The organism is Flavobacterium frigidarium DSM 17623, assembly GCF_000425505.1.
Lineage (GTDB): Bacteria > Bacteroidota > Bacteroidia > Flavobacteriales > Flavobacteriaceae > Flavobacterium > Flavobacterium frigidarium.
This window is the reverse complement of sequence record NZ_AUDO01000023.1, coordinates 13,370-30,865: the sequence shown is the minus strand read 5'-3', so window position 1 is coordinate 30,865 and position 17,496 is coordinate 13,370. Positions and strand designations below refer to the sequence as shown.

Annotated in this window: 14 protein-coding genes; 4 read left to right on the top strand and 10 right to left on the bottom strand. The window is 35.6% G+C overall.

The annotated features are described in order from the left end of the window. Nucleotides 1–496 precede the first annotated feature (496 nt). On the bottom strand, nucleotides 497–1,177 hold the full coding sequence (locus H603_RS0112305) for a DUF4294 domain-containing protein (protein ID WP_035675983.1): 681 nt from the start codon (nucleotides 1,175–1,177) through the stop codon (nucleotides 497–499). 81 nt (nucleotides 1,178–1,258) lie between these two features. On the opposite strand from H603_RS0112305, the gene H603_RS0112300 reads away from it, so the two are divergent. Next, nucleotides 1,259–2,347, top strand: a complete 1,089-nt coding sequence (locus tag H603_RS0112300; protein WP_026708897.1) for a M42 family metallopeptidase — start codon at nucleotides 1,259–1,261, stop codon at nucleotides 2,345–2,347. 160 nt (nucleotides 2,348–2,507) lie between these two features. On the opposite strand, the gene H603_RS0112295 is transcribed toward H603_RS0112300, so the two are convergent. From H603_RS0112295 to H603_RS0112255, 9 genes are all read right to left on the bottom strand, one after another. Next, a complete protein-coding gene (locus H603_RS0112295) occupies nucleotides 2,508–3,458 on the bottom strand; it encodes a phosphoribosylaminoimidazolesuccinocarboxamide synthase (protein WP_026708896.1) in 951 nt (316 codons plus the stop codon). A gap of 92 nt (nucleotides 3,459–3,550) precedes the next feature. Further along, complete coding sequence (locus H603_RS0112290; RefSeq protein ID WP_026708895.1) at nucleotides 3,551–5,905, bottom strand: S9 family peptidase; 2,355 nt, start codon at nucleotides 5,903–5,905, stop codon at nucleotides 3,551–3,553. Nucleotides 5,906–6,000: 95 nt separating this feature from the next. After that, on the bottom strand, nucleotides 6,001–6,237 hold the full coding sequence (locus H603_RS0112285) for a MoaD/ThiS family protein (protein ID WP_026708894.1): 237 nt from the start codon (nucleotides 6,235–6,237) through the stop codon (nucleotides 6,001–6,003). Between the two features lie 2 nt (nucleotides 6,238–6,239). Continuing rightward, on the bottom strand, nucleotides 6,240–6,839 hold the full coding sequence (locus H603_RS0112280; protein WP_026708893.1) for a nucleotidyltransferase family protein: 600 nt from the start codon (nucleotides 6,837–6,839) through the stop codon (nucleotides 6,240–6,242). Beyond that, on the bottom strand, nucleotides 6,839–7,990 hold the full coding sequence (locus H603_RS0112275; protein WP_026708892.1) for an XdhC family protein: 1,152 nt from the start codon (nucleotides 7,988–7,990) through the stop codon (nucleotides 6,839–6,841). The genes H603_RS0112280 and H603_RS0112275 overlap by 1 nt, the downstream gene beginning before the upstream one ends. After that, nucleotides 7,987–9,147: a cysteine desulfurase family protein gene (locus tag H603_RS0112270; RefSeq protein ID WP_026708891.1), complete on the bottom strand. Its 1,161-nt coding sequence runs from the start codon at nucleotides 9,145–9,147 to the stop codon at nucleotides 7,987–7,989. Before H603_RS0112270 ends, H603_RS0112275 begins: the two co-directional genes overlap by 4 nt. A 78-nt stretch (nucleotides 9,148–9,225) precedes the next feature. Further along, the gene (locus H603_RS0112265) at nucleotides 9,226–11,403 is read right to left on the bottom strand and encodes a xanthine dehydrogenase family protein molybdopterin-binding subunit (RefSeq protein WP_026708890.1); all 2,178 of its coding nucleotides are present in this window, start codon (nucleotides 11,401–11,403) and stop codon (nucleotides 9,226–9,228) included. Between the two features lie 24 nt (nucleotides 11,404–11,427). Next, entirely contained in the window at nucleotides 11,428–12,414 is a 987-nt protein-coding gene (locus tag H603_RS0112260; protein WP_026708889.1) for an FAD binding domain-containing protein, read from the bottom strand. A 60-nt stretch (nucleotides 12,415–12,474) separates the two neighbouring features. After that, nucleotides 12,475–13,275 (bottom strand): 2Fe-2S iron-sulfur cluster-binding protein, encoded by an 801-nt coding sequence (locus H603_RS0112255; RefSeq protein ID WP_026708888.1) that lies wholly within the window; start codon nucleotides 13,273–13,275, stop codon nucleotides 12,475–12,477. Between the two features lie 375 nt (nucleotides 13,276–13,650). Between H603_RS0112255 and H603_RS0112250 the strand changes: the two genes are divergently transcribed. From H603_RS0112250 to H603_RS0112240, 3 genes are read left to right on the top strand one after another with little or no spacing between them, the layout of a single operon-like run. Further along, nucleotides 13,651–14,139 carry a 2Fe-2S iron-sulfur cluster-binding protein gene (locus H603_RS0112250; RefSeq protein WP_026708887.1) on the top strand — a complete coding sequence of 163 codons (489 nt, stop codon included), beginning with the start codon at nucleotides 13,651–13,653 and terminating at the stop codon, nucleotides 14,137–14,139. After that, a complete protein-coding gene (locus H603_RS0112245) occupies nucleotides 14,136–15,155 on the top strand; it encodes an FAD binding domain-containing protein (protein ID WP_026708886.1) in 1,020 nt (339 codons plus the stop codon). The genes H603_RS0112250 and H603_RS0112245 overlap by 4 nt, the downstream gene beginning before the upstream one ends. A gap of 6 nt (nucleotides 15,156–15,161) precedes the next feature. Continuing rightward, nucleotides 15,162–17,399 carry a xanthine dehydrogenase family protein molybdopterin-binding subunit gene (locus H603_RS0112240; RefSeq protein ID WP_026708885.1) on the top strand — a complete coding sequence of 746 codons (2,238 nt, stop codon included), beginning with the start codon at nucleotides 15,162–15,164 and terminating at the stop codon, nucleotides 17,397–17,399. Nucleotides 17,400–17,496 lie beyond the last annotated feature (97 nt).

The window sequence follows — 17,496 nt, the reverse complement described above, 5'->3', positions numbered from 1 at the left end:
TTTGCTTGCCATCATGTAAAGAACTTATTCGCTGTTGCGGGTGCAAAAGTAGGTAGTTTAAACCGATAAACAATACACCAAAACCGCTTTTGTTTACTTTATTTTTAAAACACTGTTTAACTTATTGAAAATGTATTATTTGAGATTAGTTCAAAAGGAGTTGTTTTGCGGTTTGTAGGATTAATCGAGAGGTTAAGAGGTAAAGTCTCTACCTAATTGAGCAAATTAAAGATTCAATTGCACTCACTATATGACTTAATAAATCAAACACTTCTTAATCTCGTTCTAATCTTACAAGTGTTGACAAAATATTAATGGAAAAGCATAATATACTTGTCAACGCCCGACCCTAGCCCTGATAGCAGTGGAAATCCTTTAATATGTACTCGATGGTAATCGAGTACATATTAAAGATTGTAGCGGATAGCAGGAAATAGCTCCTAAATCAAGTTACTGAAAAAACATCCGATACTTTTCTTCTATATATAGGTACATCTTATTGTTGTGCTTTAAGCTCTTTAGCTTTGCTTTCCCAGAAATCGTTTAGCTTTTCAATGTCTACAGGATTAGCAGGAGGCTGATTTGGCAATCGCCTACTTTCAAAAGCTCTTTGGAGAATGCTTTCGATTAAATAATCTTCATTAACTTCATAAGGGCGATATTCTGATTTTAAATCAATGTTGAAAGCAGCAGCTGCCGTATTAGACCAAAAGGCTTTCCAACCATTTTTTAAAGTTTTAACCAATTCATAAGTTGTACTACCTGTTTGCCTGTGGATTAACTTTACTAAAATCCTTCCCTGACTTTTAGACAACTTTTTTAATTTTGCTTCAAACTCATCATTAAGATAATCCTCTACGATTTTAAAATACTTTTTCTTTTCTTTATTAGTTGACAATCTTGCCATCCCCTTGTTGAGAAGAACCAAGCGATCTGCTGCGAGTTTTGCATAAGGGTATACTCTAAGCACTCTGTTTTGCAATATCAAAAATTGCTTGCGAGCTTCGGGATCTAATTTTTCTTTAGAAATTTGAATCTCCTCTAGTACAATAGTATCCTTATCAAAATTATAGTCTTCATCGATTTCAATTGTTGGACGATCTGGATCTACAGGAATGACTTGACCGTAGTTTGCAATAGAAAGAAATAAAAATACTAGTAGAATAACAGACTTCATAAGGCATAATTTAAATGTAAAATTATATATAATATGTGCAACTGTGATGCCAAATTTATAATTTAGCAAAAAATAATTATTATGAGCACAAAATCAATATTGAACGAATCATCGATTACATTTTTAGAAAAATACCTCAACAATGCTTCACCAACAGGTTTTGAAGCTGAAGGACAAAAAATATGGATGAATTACATGCAACCTTACGTTGATACTTTCATCACAGATACATATGGAACAGCAGTAGGTGTTATTAATCCTGATGCAAAATACAAAGTGGTTATCGAAGGACATGCAGATGAAATTTCATGGTATGTAAATTACATTACTGACGAAGGTCTTGTTTATGTTATTAGAAATGGTGGATCAGATCACCAAATCGCACCTTCAAAAAGAGTAAATATTCACACTAAGAACGGAATTGTAAAAGGCGTTTTTGGTTGGCCAGCAATCCATACACGTAACCGAGATAAAGAAGAAGCACCATCTATAAGTAATATTTTTATAGACTTAGGTTGCGAAACTAAAGCACAAGTAGAAAAATTAGGAGTACATGTAGGTTGCGTGATTACGTATCCTGACGAATTCATGGTTTTAAATGACAACAAATTTGTTTGCCGTGCCATCGATAATAGGATGGGTGGATTTATGATCGCCGAAGTTGCCCGTTTACTACACGAGAATAAAGTAAAATTACCTTTTGGTTTGTACATTACAAATTCTGTTCAAGAAGAAGTTGGTTTGCGTGGAGCTGAAATGATTACACAAACGATCAAGCCTAATGTAGCTATTGTAACTGATGTATGTCACGATTCTACAACACCTATGATTGATAAAAAGATCGAAGGTGAAACTCAAATTGGTAAAGGACCTGTTGTTACTTATGCACCTGCAGTTCAAAATAATTTGAGAGAATTAATCTTATCTACAGCCGAAGAGAAGAAAATTCCTTTTCAACGTTTGGCTTCTTCAAGAGTTACCGGAACGGATACTGATGCTTTTGCTTACAGTAACGGTGGTGTGGCTTCAGCTTTGATTTCTTTACCATTGCGTTACATGCACACTACCGTAGAAATGGTACACCGTGATGATGTTGAAAATGTGATTAAATTAATTTATGAAACATTATTAAAATTAGAAAACAACGATACTTTTTCTTATTTTAAATAATAGAAGGAGCTATTCCTGCTATTCGCTGTATTTTCTAAAAAAATTTTACGGCTAAAAAGCCTGATAATTTTTATAGAAAGATGCCGCTGCTATCAGGGCTAAAAAAAAGAAACCGCAACTCATAACTGAATTGCGGTTTCTTTTTTATCATAAAACGAGACTACTCATTTTTTAAATAACTCAAAACATTTTTCTCTATACGACTATCTATATCTGAGATATCAGCTTTTACAAACTTCTCACCCAATATTTTCTCGTATAACTCAATGTATCTTTCAGAAACAGAAGTAATATATGCTTCGTCCATTTCAGGAATTTGCTGTCCTTCTTTTCCTTGAAAACCATTTTCGATTAACCATCGACGTACAAACTCCTTAGATAATTGTTTTTGCTCTTCGCCATTGTCTTGTCTTTCTTGATATCCTTCTGAGTAAAAATAGCGAGAAGAATCAGGAGTATGTATCTCATCAATTAATACGATAACACCATCTTTAGTTTTACCAAATTCGTATTTTGTATCTACTAAAATTAAACCACGACTTGCCGCTATTTCAGTTCCTCTTTGAAACAATGCTCTTGTATATTTTTCAAGAATTAAATAATCGGCTTCACTTACAATTCCTTTTTCTAAAATAGCTTCACGCGAAATATCTTCATCGTGTTCACCATTATCCGCTTTTGTAGTAGGAGTAATTATTGGTTCTGGGAATTTATCATTTTCTTTTAATCCTTCTGCCATTGTTACACCGCAAATTTGTCTTTTACCAAGAGCATACTCACGCGCGGCATGACCAGAAACATAACCACGTATTACCATTTCGACTTTAAAAGGCGTACATAAATGCCCTACTGCAACGCTAGGATCAGGAGTAGCTATTAACCAGTTAGGAACAATATCTTCTGTAAGTTCCATGAATTTTGTTGCTATTTGATTTAGGATTTGTCCTTTATATGGAATCCCTTTTGGTAACACCACATCAAATGCTGATAGCCTATCAGTGGCCACCATAACAAGTAGTTCATCATTAATATTGTAAACTTCTCTTACCTTACCGTGGTAAACAGATTTTTGATTTGGAAAGTCAAAATTTGTCGTTGTTATAGTGTTCATGTTTTTTAGTTGTGTTGTGTTTTTGCAAAAGTAGTTTGTTTCCCAGTAATACACAATATAGCGACTGCATTATTGCGTACCCCTGTTCTTTTTTATTGTTCTTTTTTTAGTAATGTATTGTTGAATAAATTAAGAATTCTACCATATTCATCTACCCATGAATAGGTTTCTGTGAACCCATGAGCTTCCACGGGGTAGGAAGCTAAATTCCAATTTTTCTTTCCTAATTCGATAAAACGCTGTGATAAACGAATGATATCCTTGTACTCTACATTATCATCCACCATACCGTGCAACATCAACAATTCTCCTTTTAAATTATTCGCATAATAAATAGGAGAGCTTTTCTTGTAAGCTAAAGGATCTGTTTCTGGGAAATTCAAGATATTCCCTGTATATCCATGATTGTAATGTGCCCAATCAGTCACTGAACGTATGGCAGCTCCTGATTTAAACTCATCAGGTTTTGTAAGCAAAGCCATCAAAGTCATGAACCCACCATAAGAACCACCGTACATTCCTACCCTTGCAGAGTCAATACCCAAATTGTCAACTAGATATTTTTTACCATCAATTTGGTCACTCAAATCTTTGCCTCCCATAAATCTGTATATGCCTGTTCTAAAATCGCGTCCGTAACCATCACTTCCTCTGTAGTCAATATCCATAATGGTATATCCTAAATCAGTTAACAAATTATGGAACATATACTCTCTATGGTAACTACTCCAATAATTATGAGCATTTTGTAAATAACCAGCACCGTGAACAAATATAATTGCTGCACCATTAGATTTTGCTGACTCTGGTTTGTAAACACGTGCATTTACATTTGCGCCATCTTCTGCTTTAAAAGTCACCACATCAGGAGTTCTCCAAGAATACGATTCAAATGCTGGAGTTGTAGAGTGTGTGATTTGTTTTAAAGAGGTCTCTTTTTTATTAGGAGCGATAAAAAACTCCCATGGTTTATTTTTGAAAGAATAACGAACAAGCAAATTCTTTTCGTCTGGCGACAGGGTTACTTCATGAGCACCACCGTTTGTTAGTATTGGAGATAAATCCCCTCCTAGAGCTGATAATTTATAAAATGATCTGTTTCCAGGATGTGTTTTATTTGTGTTTAAATAAAAATTCTTTTTATCCTTTGATAACGTGACATCTCTTACTTCCCAGTTGCCAGAAGTAAGTGCCGTTTTCTTATTGCTCTTTAAATTATACGTATACAAATGAGAATATCCCGTTGCTTCTGACTGAAAGTAGATAGTTTCATTATCGCCCAAAAAGTCTAAAGTTCCTTGGCTGTAAGCATAAGACGGAATTCCAGGTCCGCCTATCCAAGCCTCATCATGTTGATAATCTAATTCTTTGAAAGAGTTGTTTTTCAAGTCAAGTTTTACTATCCAGCGGTCCTTATTGTCAAGACTTCTAATTTCAGTAACTGCAAGACTACCATCTTCATTATAAGTTGGTTTTTGAACAAATACTAATCGATCTTCTTTTACCTTATCTTTTAAATTATCGTATTCTTTATAATACGTTGGCTGGTCTTGAATATGGCTTAGCGAACTAAAATTCATATAGTAAATCGTGTCTTTCACAACATTGTAAATTCCGAATTTCGATTTATTTAAATTAGCCGTTGATACCTTTTCCTTAGTATCCACAGATTTATTATAGCCATCATTAGTAATGAATTTCTCCATTATTTCGTTTTTATTGTCTATGATTTGAGACAATCTAAAGGTAGCATAAGTTCCTGTTGGATTACTTTTTAAACTTTCAAATGCGTCGTCACCATAAAAATATTGCTCTGGAAAATCTGACTTGGTGCTTTCGGCTTTTGCTTTCCTCCATTTGTCTTTTGCTTCCTGGTCTCTTACATATTGAAATAATTCTTTTTGTTGCGTCTTTAAAAATGCTTCTTTGTCCTCTTTTTTATCCTTCTTACTTCCGGTAACAAAATTTGTCATTTGTACTAAAGTCCCCTTTGATGAATCAAATTTTAATAGATTGTCCTTTTGAATTAAATATAAGACTCCAGATTCAAAACCCAATTGCAAATCAGTAATTGCATCTGATTGTTGCAATAATTTTTTAGAGGTGTTACTTTGAATATTGTAAGAGTATAAAGCACCTTTGTATAAATAATAGGCAATATTACTATTAGGCTTTACTTTAAAATCAGATTTTGATAGGGCAGCTTCTTGTGGAGAAGCTAATTGCGGAGTCTGCATTCCTGCTTGCCAAAAATAAGTGCTCGGCCCGAGATCACTTTTTGGATTCCATTCAAAAAAGACTTTCTTATTATCAAGAGACCATCGGCCGTTAAAAGGTTGTTCCCCTATATAACCATCACCCTTCATGATGTCTTCTAATTTTAAAGTTTGACTTTGAGAAAAGAAACTGAATAATAGAAATAATGCAGTTATGGTATTTTTTGTCATTGGAAAGTGATTTAGTTAGTACAAAAATACACTTTGCATTGAATTACAAAAGGATAAAATGAATTAAACACTCCCTTTTGATTGTATTAAATTGATCAGCCACCCGCAAAAGCAGGCAAAAAAGCGAGTTCGTCTCCCGCTTGTAATCTTCCGTCATAGCCTAATTCTTGGTTGACCGCAACTTGTAAAGATTCAATGGAAGCCAATTTATATTTATCAATCAACATCTGTTTCAAATCAACTATAGCCATAGCATCGTCAACCTCAACAAATTCTTCTGATTTGGCTGTTGCTTCGGCTATCATTCCAAAATATTTAATTTTTATTCTCATTATTATTCTAATTGTTTTAATCTCAGAACATCTTCTGCGGTATCCACATCTATAGTCCCTTGATCAAATTTTACTGTGTTGTATTTAAAATTTTGGTCTTTTAGTAATTTCTTAGCTCCTTGGTCTGCAGTAAGTTGTTCTAAAGCTTTAAAATTAGTTTTCGAAAAAATAGCAGGTACACCTACCACATCACTATACTCACAAAAGGTAGCATCACTTTTTGATTCAATGTGTTTTGAAATTAAATTTTCGATCACTTGAACATTTACAAACGGTTGGTCAGCTAATAAGATAATGATGTGTTCCAAATCTTTTACTTCATCAATAGCGTGTTTTAATCCTATTCGAATACTACTTGCCATGCCTTCTTCCCAATCCTCGTTTGTTACAGAAGAAAATAATTTCAACTCAATATGTTCTAAAATTTCATGTGCTCTGGCTCCAACAACCACAGTATTACTACAAAACTGAAAGTGGGACGCAGCATCAATACTATGTTGTAATAACATTTTTCCTCGAAAGTGTACTAACTGCTTTGCATACCCTAGTCTACTGGATGACCCTGCAGCTAAAATAACGACTGCTGTTTTATCGGCAATCATTAATTCTCTTCCATTTTAAGATGCGGAATACTACAATGAATTGGTGTCGCTTTTTTCTTTAAAGGGTTCGCTGCTGTTTTTGTTAACACTGATTGAATCTCAGCTAGAATTGCTAGTCCGATCTCAGCAGGAGTCTCTGCACCAATTTCCAATCCTATCGGAGCATGAATTTTGTTTTTGACACATTCTTTGATAATTACTCCCTCTTCCAATAAGTCATCTTGCATTCTCAAATATTTTTTCAAGGGACCTAAAATTCCAATGTAGGGAACTAAATCTTGCTTTAATAGCAGTTTCAAAACAGCCAAATCATACTGATAATTGTGGCTCATAAGTGCAAAGCAAGTGCGTTCATCTATATTAATATTCTGTAAAGTTTCTTCTGGCTTACTAACAATGATTTGGCATGAACTTAGGAAACGTTCGCCATTAGCAAGAGTTGGTCTTCCATCAGTTACAACAACATCCCAACCCAACATAGCAGCTTGTTGTGCCAAAATTTGCGCATCATTTCCTGCGCCTACTATTACTAATTTAACAGGAGCTAAATAATATTGAATAAAAACGTTTTGTTCTGCAAACTGAGTTGTTATTATTTTACTAGCTGATTTACTCGTCGTAAAACATTCTTTAGAAAATGCTACATAAGATTTAATATCGACTTCATCCTCGAGCTTACCTTTGTAATCCCAATTTTCGTCAACAGTTAAAAGGGTACCAATTTGGTTCTTTGTTCGATCTAAATTAAATTGAACCAAAATACAAACCGACTTTTTATTCGAAACAACCTCCTTTAAAAGTTCGCAAGGATTTAGTATATCTTGATAATCTAACGGTTCAAATAATACCTGAATGATTCCGTTACATCCTAATTGAGCACCAATTATAGCATCGTTTTCATCGCTGGTATCGTAAGTTACTAATTTGTTTTTACCCTGATTTAAAGCATGAAGCGCCTTAGTTAAAGCATCTCCCTCTAAGCATCCACCACTTATTGCACCTGTGATATTTCCATATTCATCAATCAACATACGAGCTCCTTCCCGTCTATAAGACGAGCCTTCGACTAGCACAACAGTGGCTAGAATGCTTGAAATATTTTGCTCTTTTAAAACTTCATACTGCGCCACAATCACATCTAATTCCCTCATGCTGTCATTTTTTGAAGTGAATATATTGCCTCCTTTATATTTAATATTGCTAATTCAATATCTGAACTTGTAGTTTCCTTACTTAAACTTACTCTAAAAGAGGCTAAAGCTGTATTGTTACTAAATCCCATTGCCGTTAAAACATGAGAGGGTTCAACAGTATTAGCATTACAAGCAGAACCGCGAGAAACTGCTATTTTATTTAATCTACGTAGAAGCTTACCTCCGTCTATATTAAGTACTGCAAAATTTACTGTGTTTGGTAACCTTTTATTGTTTTTTGCATGAATAAAAATACCGTCGATTTCTTCAAGATTAGCTTCAAGTATTTTCCTCAAGGCTAACATTTTATCAATATTATCTTTCAGTTCTGCTTTTGCAAAATAGGCCGCAGTCCCAAAACCTACAATTGCAGGAACATTTAAAGTGCCCGGACGCAATCCTTTTTCTTGACCGCCTCCGTAAAAAATGCTGTTTAATTTCAATTTATTTTTTCTATTCATGTATAATGCGCCACATCCTTTTGGACCGTGCATTTTGTGTGCAGAAAAAACGGCTAAATCTATATTTAAGATGTCTAAATCAACCTTTATTTTGCCTACCACTTGCGTGATATCACAAAATAATGCGCTTCCTTTATCATGAACAATTCTTTCGATAGCATCAATAGGGTGAATTAAACCCGTTTCATTATTTGCGAGCATAATAGCCACCAGAATTGTTCGATTTGTAATTGCTGCATCTAATTCTTGCAAGTCGATCATCCCGCAGTCATCGACATTCAAATAAGTAATCGTAAAACCTTCTTTTTCTAAAGCTTTAATAGGTTCTAATATCGCTTTATGTTCAGTTCTTACTGTAATAATATGTTTGCCTTTAGCTTTGTTAGTCCTACAAAATCCTAGTATTCCAATGTTAGCAGCCTCTGTCGCACCTGAAGTAAATAAAAACTCCGAAGGTTTGCAATTTAGCAAATCCCCAATTCTCTCTCGTGCAATGTCAACCACTTCATTTGCTTCCCAACCAAAAGCATGATCACTACCCGCATTTCCAAAATTAGATTTAAAAATAGGCAACATCGATTCGATAACGCGATCATCAACCGCAGTGCTCGCGTTATTATCTAAGTAGATTATATTTTGATTTGTGATTGCCATAATTTGGTCCTCTGCATTTAATTTATTCGAATAGTTCGCTAAGAATCAGTAGTATTTATTTTCGAAAATAAATATTACTTAAATCTTAACTCCAGGTTCTAACCCTGCTTCAATTAATTTCTCAGGAGTGATAGGTAAATCCCTCATGCGTTTTCCAGTAGCATTAAAAATAGCGTTTGCTATAGAAGCTGCTACACTTGTGATTCCTAATTCTCCAATTCCTTTAATTCCCATTTTGTTAGCAATTTTATCTTCTTCGGGTAGAAAAATCACATCTACATTAGCCATATCTAAATTTACAGGAACATGATAATCAGCAAATGATCGGGTAATAAAATTCCCAAAATTGGGTTCGATCTTACTTTGCTCAGCAATAACCATTCCTGCACCCATTGTTATTCCTCCTATGATTTGACCATAAGCAGTCTTAGGATTTAAAATCTTCCCTGCAGATGCGACATTCACCATCCTTTTAATTTTATACATTCCGGTATCTTTATCAACCCAAACCTCAGCAAAATTAGCACCGAAAGAAAAAACCGAATGTTTACTAAATGCATCTGATGGCTCAGCCATTCCCTCTGCTTCAAAAGATGTTAGCTGATTTCTCTTAAGTAAATCTGCTAAAGCAACCTCCTCACTATTTTTGATGTTTCTGTTTTTCTTTAATTTGCTAACTGCATTTTCACAAGCTGATTGCACCCCATTACAGAAAGATGCAGCACCCCAAGAACCACCAGAACCTGGTGTAGGTGGAAAATCAGAATCACCTAATTCAACCGTGATTTGGTCAATAGGAATACGCAAATATTCTGAAGCTGTTTGCGCGATAATCGTGTAGCTTCCTGTACCAATATCTGTAGCATCCATTTGAATAGTTACATTTACTTTATCCTTCTCTAATTTCAAAATCACCTTAGCATACGTTTTTTTATATGGTGAATTACGTGAAGCTGCGCTAACTCCGTAACCTATTAACCAATTCCCATTTTTATTAGTTCCGGGTTCTGATTTTCGGTTTTCCCATCCAAATTTATCTGCTCCAATGCGCAAACATTCGACTAATAATCTAGATGAAAATGGTTTGTTGGCGTGTAAATCATGTTGCGTATCATTTTTAACTCTGAATTCAACAGGATCCATTTTGAGTTTCCAAGCCATTTCGTCCATAGCTGATTCTAATGCAAAACTCCCTGTTGCTTCTCCAGGTGCACGCATTGCAAAAGGGGCTTGAAGATTCATAGGCATTAATCGAGCGGTAACTAAATTATTGGGAACGTTGTAAAGCATTTTTGAAACCATTCCACATGGCTCTTGAAAAATTTCTTTAATAGAAGTATGTGACAACGTTTCATGTGACAATGCAGTTAAGGTACCATCACGCTTAGCACCAATACTCATGATTTGCTCATTTTGTTGACGCATGTTCGTGTTTGTAAACATTTGATGTCTTGTCACTGTAGCTTGTACAGGCTTGCCAATCATTTTTGACGCCATCAAAGCCATTATTACGTGGCGATCTAGATTTAATTTAGAACCAAAACCTCCACCCACAAATGCTGCAATAACTCTTACATCTTCATTTGGAATTTGAAACGTCCCCGATATTGCTATCGAAGCATCTTCAACAATTTGTTGACTTGCATATACCAGTACTTTACCATTGTTCCAACTTGCAATTGTAGCATGAAGTTCCATAGGATGGTGGTGCTCGATTGGTGTGTTGTATGTTTGTGTCACAACCTCATCAGCTTCTGACATTCCTTTTTTAAAGTCACCTCTTGAATAATCTGATTTTTCAGATGGCTTAAATGCTTTATTTCTTGATTTGTCAAAATTTATAGTAGGTTTAGGATCTTCTTTGTATTCGAACTTAACTAAGCGAGCCGCATATTGTGCTTGCTCAAATGTTTCGGCAACTACAAAACCTACATATTCCCCAAAATAATGTACTTTATTACTTTGCAATACTGGAGCAATAGTATCTGTGCTGATAAAAGGCATTTCTTGATCGTAACCTTTTAACTTTTCGGCATTTTTATAGGTGATAATTTTAAGGACTCCTTTTACTTTTTCAGCTGCAGAGGTATCGATACCAATGATTTCACCTTTGGCAATTGTACTGTTAATTCCTTGACCATATACTTTATTTGGGACTGGAAATTCAGATGCATATTTGGCTTTACCCATCACTTTTAGATGACCTTCTACTCTATTTATAGCATTTCCAACTCCGCTTTCGTTTGATGTTTTCATAGTTATATTTTTTCGAAAATCATATTAATATTTGCGCTCGTAAGCTTGGGTTAATGCTCTTACAATTGCCTTTTCCCCCATGTCCACCTTATACTTATTAGCTTCAAAAGGTTTAGCTGCTTTCATTGCAATCATTGCAGCTTCTTCAAAATTTGCTTGACTTGCAGATTTCCCTGTTAAGAAAGCTTCTGCTTCAGTCAGCTTCCAAGGTTTGTGTGCAACACCACCCATGGCGAGTCCTATTTTACTGATTGTTCCGTTTTTAATTTGCATTCCCGCCGCTACTGATATTAGTGCAAATGCATAACTAGAACGCTCTCTAATTTTTAAGTAGTAGTAATGGTCTGAAAATGCAGGCTCATTTAAATGAATTGCAGTGATTAACTCTCCTTGATTTAAGGTATTGTCTTTTTCAGGTTGGTCTTCGGGCAAGCGATGAAAATCATTAAAATCAATCATTCTTGAAGAGCCATCTTGTTTTTGTACCTCAACAGTAGCGCCAATTGCAGCAAGAGCCACACACATATCCGAAGGGTTTGTTGCAATACATTTTTGGCTGTAGCCAAAGATCGCATGTGTTGCATTCATTCCTTTTAAAGCGCCACAGCCAGAACCCGGAGCCCTTTTATTACAAGGCATTGAAGTTTCAAAAAAGTAAGGACAACGAGTGCGTTGCAATAAATTACCGCCATTAGTGGCCATATTTCTAATTTGAGCCGTAGCCGCAGACAACATTGCCATAGATAACAAAGGATAATTTTGTCTTACATCCTTATTATTTGCAGTTGCAGCATTACTGAGCAAAGCGCCTAGCGTAAATCCACCTTTGTCATTTTTAACTATTTCATTATACTCTAGATTATTAACGTCTATAAGTTGGTCTGGGCGTGCCACATCTTCCTTCATTAAATCCACAAGATTTGTTCCTCCTCCTAAATAATGTGAAGTTGTTGTAAATGCTCGTAAAGCTGCCTCTTTATTGGTACTTGCTGTATATGTAAATGGTCTCATTATTGTAATTTTTAAATTTTAAAAGCGTACTAATTATTCCTTTTTTTCGAATAATTTACATTAAGCATTTTTAGCTTTCTTCATTTGCTCGGCAGTTGCAAACTCCCAAGTTGGCATAACATCGTCTCCAGAATGAACTTCTTTAAAAGCTTGTACGATATTATTGTAGGCACCGCAACGACAAATATTTCCCGACATGCGTTCTCTTATTTCCTCTTCAGATAATTTGAGTCCGCTTTTTATATTTTTTAAATCTTCAGTTACATAACTCGCCTCTCCATTTTTTGCTTCTTCTAACAACGCTACTGAAGAACATATTTGACCAGGCGTACAGTAACCGCATTGAAACCCATCATGTTTTACAAAGGCTTTTTGCATGTCATGCATTTCGCCATTTTTAGCTAAGCCCTCAACAGTTGTGATTTCTTTTCCTTCGCAAGTAGCTGCCAGCGTTAAACACGACAGTTTTCTTTTACCATCAATTATCACCGTACATGCTCCACATTGTCCGTGATCACATCCTTTTTTTGTCCCCGTTAGTGCTAACCGTTCTCTTAAAGCATCCAGCAAGCTCATTCTTGAATCAATCGCTAGTGGCTTGACCATGTTATTTACTCTCAAGTTTACTTTTATTTCGTTCAATAAAATTTGTGCTTGCTCTGGCAAATCTTGTACCGTTTGTGCAAATACTTCCGATGAGAAAAACGACGAAGCGTAAATTCCTAAACTCCCCGTAGAAACCTGTCTCAAAAATTTTCTTCGAGAAGAAGCAGATAATCCCATTGCATCTAAGATGATATTTTCATCTGCTGTTAATTCATCTGGTGTATTTACTTGCTGCGATTTATCAGACTTTTTCATAAATATGGATTTTGGCATGGCTACTTGCTTTTTATTAAAATTGTGATAATTGTCTTGAAAAAGGATGGCGTTAACATTTCGTCTTTTTGATATAAAATCAATCCGTCTAAAATTTAAAAACACCTTTCTATACCATCAAACTAGGTTGCACAGAATTTATCCCTTTATAGCAAATTTGCGACAGCTTCTGCCTTTCAATTAACTCTAAAGATTAAAAGATTAACTCAATAGATTATTCTACTCCGTTTATGAAATAATTATTTGATGGTTTAAATAATCCTTTATACTTTTCAAAATGAAGCGTTATGACTCAGGATAAAGACGCTGTCTCTCACTTAATTTTTAGGTATGGAAAAAGAAAATCAGAACAATCAAATACATCATTATGATGAATCAAATACTTCCGTTGTTAACTTAACTATCAACGGAAATTTGAAACAGCTAAAGGTTCAACCATGGGTTAGTTTATTAGACGCAATTCGAGATCACAGTAATTTAACTGGAACAAAAAAAGGATGTGATCATGGGCAATGTGGCGCTTGCACTGTTTTATGTGATGGAAAAAGAATATTGAGTTGCTTGTCACTAGCAGTAATGAAGGATGGCTCAGAAATCACAACAATAGAAGGCATTGCTACAGATGGGGACTTACACCCGTTGCAAACTGCATTTATTGAACATGATGCTTTTCAATGTGGATACTGCACGCCTGGGCAAATTTGTAGCGCCATTGGGATGCTTCAAGAAGGGAAAGCTCATACTAGAGAAGAAGTTAAAGAACAAATGAGTGGGAATTTGTGTCGTTGTGGAGCCAATACAAATATTATAGATGCCATTATGGAAGTAAAAGAGAAAACACTATGAACAATTTTACCTATAAAAAAGTTGAAACGATAAACGAGGCGGTTCAAGAAATTTCGAAAAATAAAAAAGCAAATTTTATTGCAGGAGGAACCAACTTGATTGATCTATGGAAATATGATTTGGCACATCCAGAGTCTTTAATCGACATCAATTCTGTTTCTACTATGAAGCAAATTAAAGTATTGGAAAGTGGCGGACTCTCTTTAGGTGCTTTAGTAACAAATTCAGATACTGCTTACGATGCTATTGTAAGTACAAAATATCCTTTGTTATCGCGAGCAATATTAGCTGGGGCATCTGCACAAATTAGAAATAGTGCTACAAATGGTGGTAACTTACTGCAAAGAACTCGCTGCTATTATTTTTATGATAAAACCTCTCCTTGCAATAAACGCAATCCAGGTTCAGGCTGTCCTGCTAAAAATGGTTTGAATCGAATGCATGCTATCCTTGGTACTAGTGAAAATTGTATTGCCGTTTTTCCATCTGATATGTGTATAGCACTGGCGGCATTAGACGCAACAGTTAATGTAAGTGGTCCTAATGGTGATCGCAAAATAGCATTCACTGACTTTCATCGCTTAGCTGGAAATAGCCCTGAGAAAGACAATAACTTAGAACATGACGAAATCATCACTGGGTTGACGTTGCCAAATGAAGATTTCTCACAATATTATTCATATTTAAAATTACGCGATCGCAACTCTTATGCTTTTGCATTAGTGAGTGTTGCAACAGCTATGAGATTAGAACATAATAAAATCGAAACTATTAGAATTGCTTTAGGCGGCGTAGCACACAAGCCTTGGCGCGATTTTGAAGCGGAACAATTTCTTGAAGGTAAGGAACCAAATAGAAAAAATTTTACCGAAGCGGCAAAAATGATAATAAAAACTGCCAAAGGTTATGGAGATAACGACTTTAAAATTGAGCTTTCAGTAAAAGCTATTGTTCGTAATTGTATGATGGCATTACATCCTGAAACGCAAAGACCCGGAGCACAACCCTCATTATAGAAGATCATGAAAACATCACAAGAAATAGGAAAGCCAATAAATAGGCTCGAAGGAAACTTAAAGGTTACTGGTGCTGCAAAATATGCTGGTGAATATAACGTGGGCGATTTGTCGCATGGCTATATTGCAAACAGTACTATTACAAAAGGTAAAATTATCGAAATCGATGAAAGTAAAGCAGCTGCTGTCCCGGGAGTAATTACAATTATTACACATAAAAATAGAACTAAATTACCTTGGTTTGACATGCTTTACGCCGATATGGATGCACCTCCAGGAACTCCATTCAAACCATTATACGACGAAAATATTCTATACAATGGTCAACCTATCGCACTGGTTGTTGCCGAAACATTTGAAACAGCTCGCTTCGCTGCCTCTTTATTGGCAATAACGTATGAAGAAGAAGCTTTTGAAACCGAGCTAGCAGCGCATTTAGACGAGGCACGTGATCCTAAAAAAGGAATGGCAACGGCTATAAAACCTTTACCACCTGCTGACAAAGGAGATTTTGAAGCCGCTTATAAAGATGCCTTTGCTCGTTATGAAGGTGAATTTACGCACGGCGCAGAACATCACAATCCTTTAGAATTATTTGCAACGACTACAGTTTATGACGGTAAAGGCAAGTTAACCGTATATGACAAAACGCAAGGCACTAGTAATTGCCAATTATATATTGCTAACGTTTTTGGTTTACATTATAATGATGTTCGGGTTTTGTCTCCCTTTGTAGGTGGTGGTTTTGGATCTGGTTTGCGACCACAATATCAATTATTCTTGTGTGTAATGGCTTCGCTAATGCTAAAACGAAATGTGCGTGTAGCGATGGATCGAACTCAGATGTTTAGTTTTGGACACCGCCCGCAAACGATACAAAAAACAAAATTCGGAGCCAATAGTGAGGGCATCGTCACCGCATTAAATCATACAGCAATCGCCGAGACTTCTCAGTTTGAGGATTACACTGAAGTAGTTGTAAACTGGGGAAACATGCTGTACCCCGCTCAGAATACGTCATTAGATTATAAACTAGTTCCGCTTGATGTATTTACGCCAATGGACATGCGAGCTCCAGGAGGAAGTACTGGAATGCACGCTATAGAGGCCACCATGGATGCCCTATCCTATGAACTCAATATTGACCCAATGGAATTTCGTTTGCTGAATTACTCAGAAGTTGATGCAAGCGAAAACAAACCGTATTCAAGTAAAGAACTGAAAGAATGTTACAAACAAGGAGCAGAAAAATTTGGTTGGAAAAACAGAGCTTCAAAACCTAGAGCCACTAAACGCGGCAATCGATTAGTGGGAACAGGAATGAGCACTGGAATATGGGATGTCATTGCGCTTCCCGCAAAAGCAAAAGCAAAATTTAGCAAAGACGGAAAATTAAAAGTGACGAGTGCAGTCACAGATATAGGAACGGGAACTAAAACTATTATGACGCAAATTGCAGCCGATAGTTTTGCCGTTGCGATAGACGACGTAACATTTGATCATGGAGACAGCGATATGCCTATGGCTCCTATTCAAGGTGGCTCATATACTACTGGAGTTGTAGGATCTGCAGTAAAAGCTGCTTGCAAAGCATTACAGAAAAAACTATTTAAAAAAGCTAAAAATATAAGCGACTCTCCTTTAAGCGGTTTAAAAATAACAGATGTAGTTTTTAAAAATGCTGCTATTTATTCTAAAGAGGATTTTAGTAAATTCATCAATTATAAAGATATTGTAGTTGCAGATGGAAAAAATTGGATTGCTGCATCAAAGAGTAATATTCCAAATTTATTAGAATTAAAAAAATATACTCGCGCGGCACATAGCGCTGCATTTGTAGAAGTTGAAGTCGATGAAGAGTTAGGAATAGTAAATGTAACTCGAGCGGTGACAGCGGTTGCCGCTGGAAAAATTATTAACCCAAAAACTGCTCGAAGCCAAATTCTAGGTGGTATGGTTTGGGGAATTAGCAAAGCCCTACGAGAAGAAACCATGACTGATCATAATCTAGGGAAGTATATGAATACAAATTTGGGAGAATACCACATCCCAGTTCATGCAGATATTCATGATTTAGACGTAGTCTTTGTCGATGAAAAAGATGATATCATCAATGAACTAGGAAGTAAGGGCGTGGGCGAAATTGGTTTAGCATCCATGGCTCCAGCTATAGCTAACGCTATTTTTCATGCAACTGGAAAACGAATTAATAAATTCCCAATTCACTTTGATGATTTAATGTAATAGTATTGACATAAAAATTTTGAAATAAATAAGCAGTTTACCATTTGTATCGAAATAGTAAACTGCTTTTAATTACATAAATATTTAGATTGATTCC

Bases quoted from the DNA above. Each gene is read 5' to 3' on its own strand.
- H603_RS0112285 (WP_026708894.1), bottom strand. From the start codon at position 6,237: ATGAGAATAAAAATTAAATATTTTGGAATGATAGCCGAAGCAACAGCC.
- H603_RS0112265 (WP_026708890.1), bottom strand. From the start codon at position 11,403: ATGAAAACATCAAACGAAAGCGGAGTTGGAAATGCTATAAATAGAGTA.
- H603_RS0112290 (WP_026708895.1), bottom strand. From the start codon at position 5,905: ATGACAAAAAATACCATAACTGCATTATTTCTATTATTCAGTTTCTTT.
- H603_RS0112245 (WP_026708886.1), top strand. From the start codon at position 14,136: ATGAACAATTTTACCTATAAAAAAGTTGAAACGATAAACGAGGCGGTT.
- H603_RS0112295 (WP_026708896.1), bottom strand. From the start codon at position 3,458: ATGAACACTATAACAACGACAAATTTTGACTTTCCAAATCAAAAATCT.
- H603_RS0112300 (WP_026708897.1), top strand. From the start codon at position 1,259: ATGAGCACAAAATCAATATTGAACGAATCATCGATTACATTTTTAGAA.
- H603_RS0112280 (WP_026708893.1), bottom strand. From the start codon at position 6,839: ATGATTGCCGATAAAACAGCAGTCGTTATTTTAGCTGCAGGGTCATCC.
- H603_RS0112260 (WP_026708889.1), bottom strand. From the start codon at position 12,414: ATGAGACCATTTACATATACAGCAAGTACCAATAAAGAGGCAGCTTTA.
- H603_RS0112275 (WP_026708892.1), bottom strand. From the start codon at position 7,990: ATGAGGGAATTAGATGTGATTGTGGCGCAGTATGAAGTTTTAAAAGAG.
- H603_RS0112305 (WP_035675983.1), bottom strand. From the start codon at position 1,177: ATGAAGTCTGTTATTCTACTAGTATTTTTATTTCTTTCTATTGCAAAC.
- H603_RS0112255 (WP_026708888.1), bottom strand. From the start codon at position 13,275: ATGAAAAAGTCTGATAAATCGCAGCAAGTAAATACACCAGATGAATTA.
- H603_RS0112240 (WP_026708885.1), top strand. From the start codon at position 15,162: ATGAAAACATCACAAGAAATAGGAAAGCCAATAAATAGGCTCGAAGGA.
- H603_RS0112270 (WP_026708891.1), bottom strand. From the start codon at position 9,147: ATGGCAATCACAAATCAAAATATAATCTACTTAGATAATAACGCGAGC.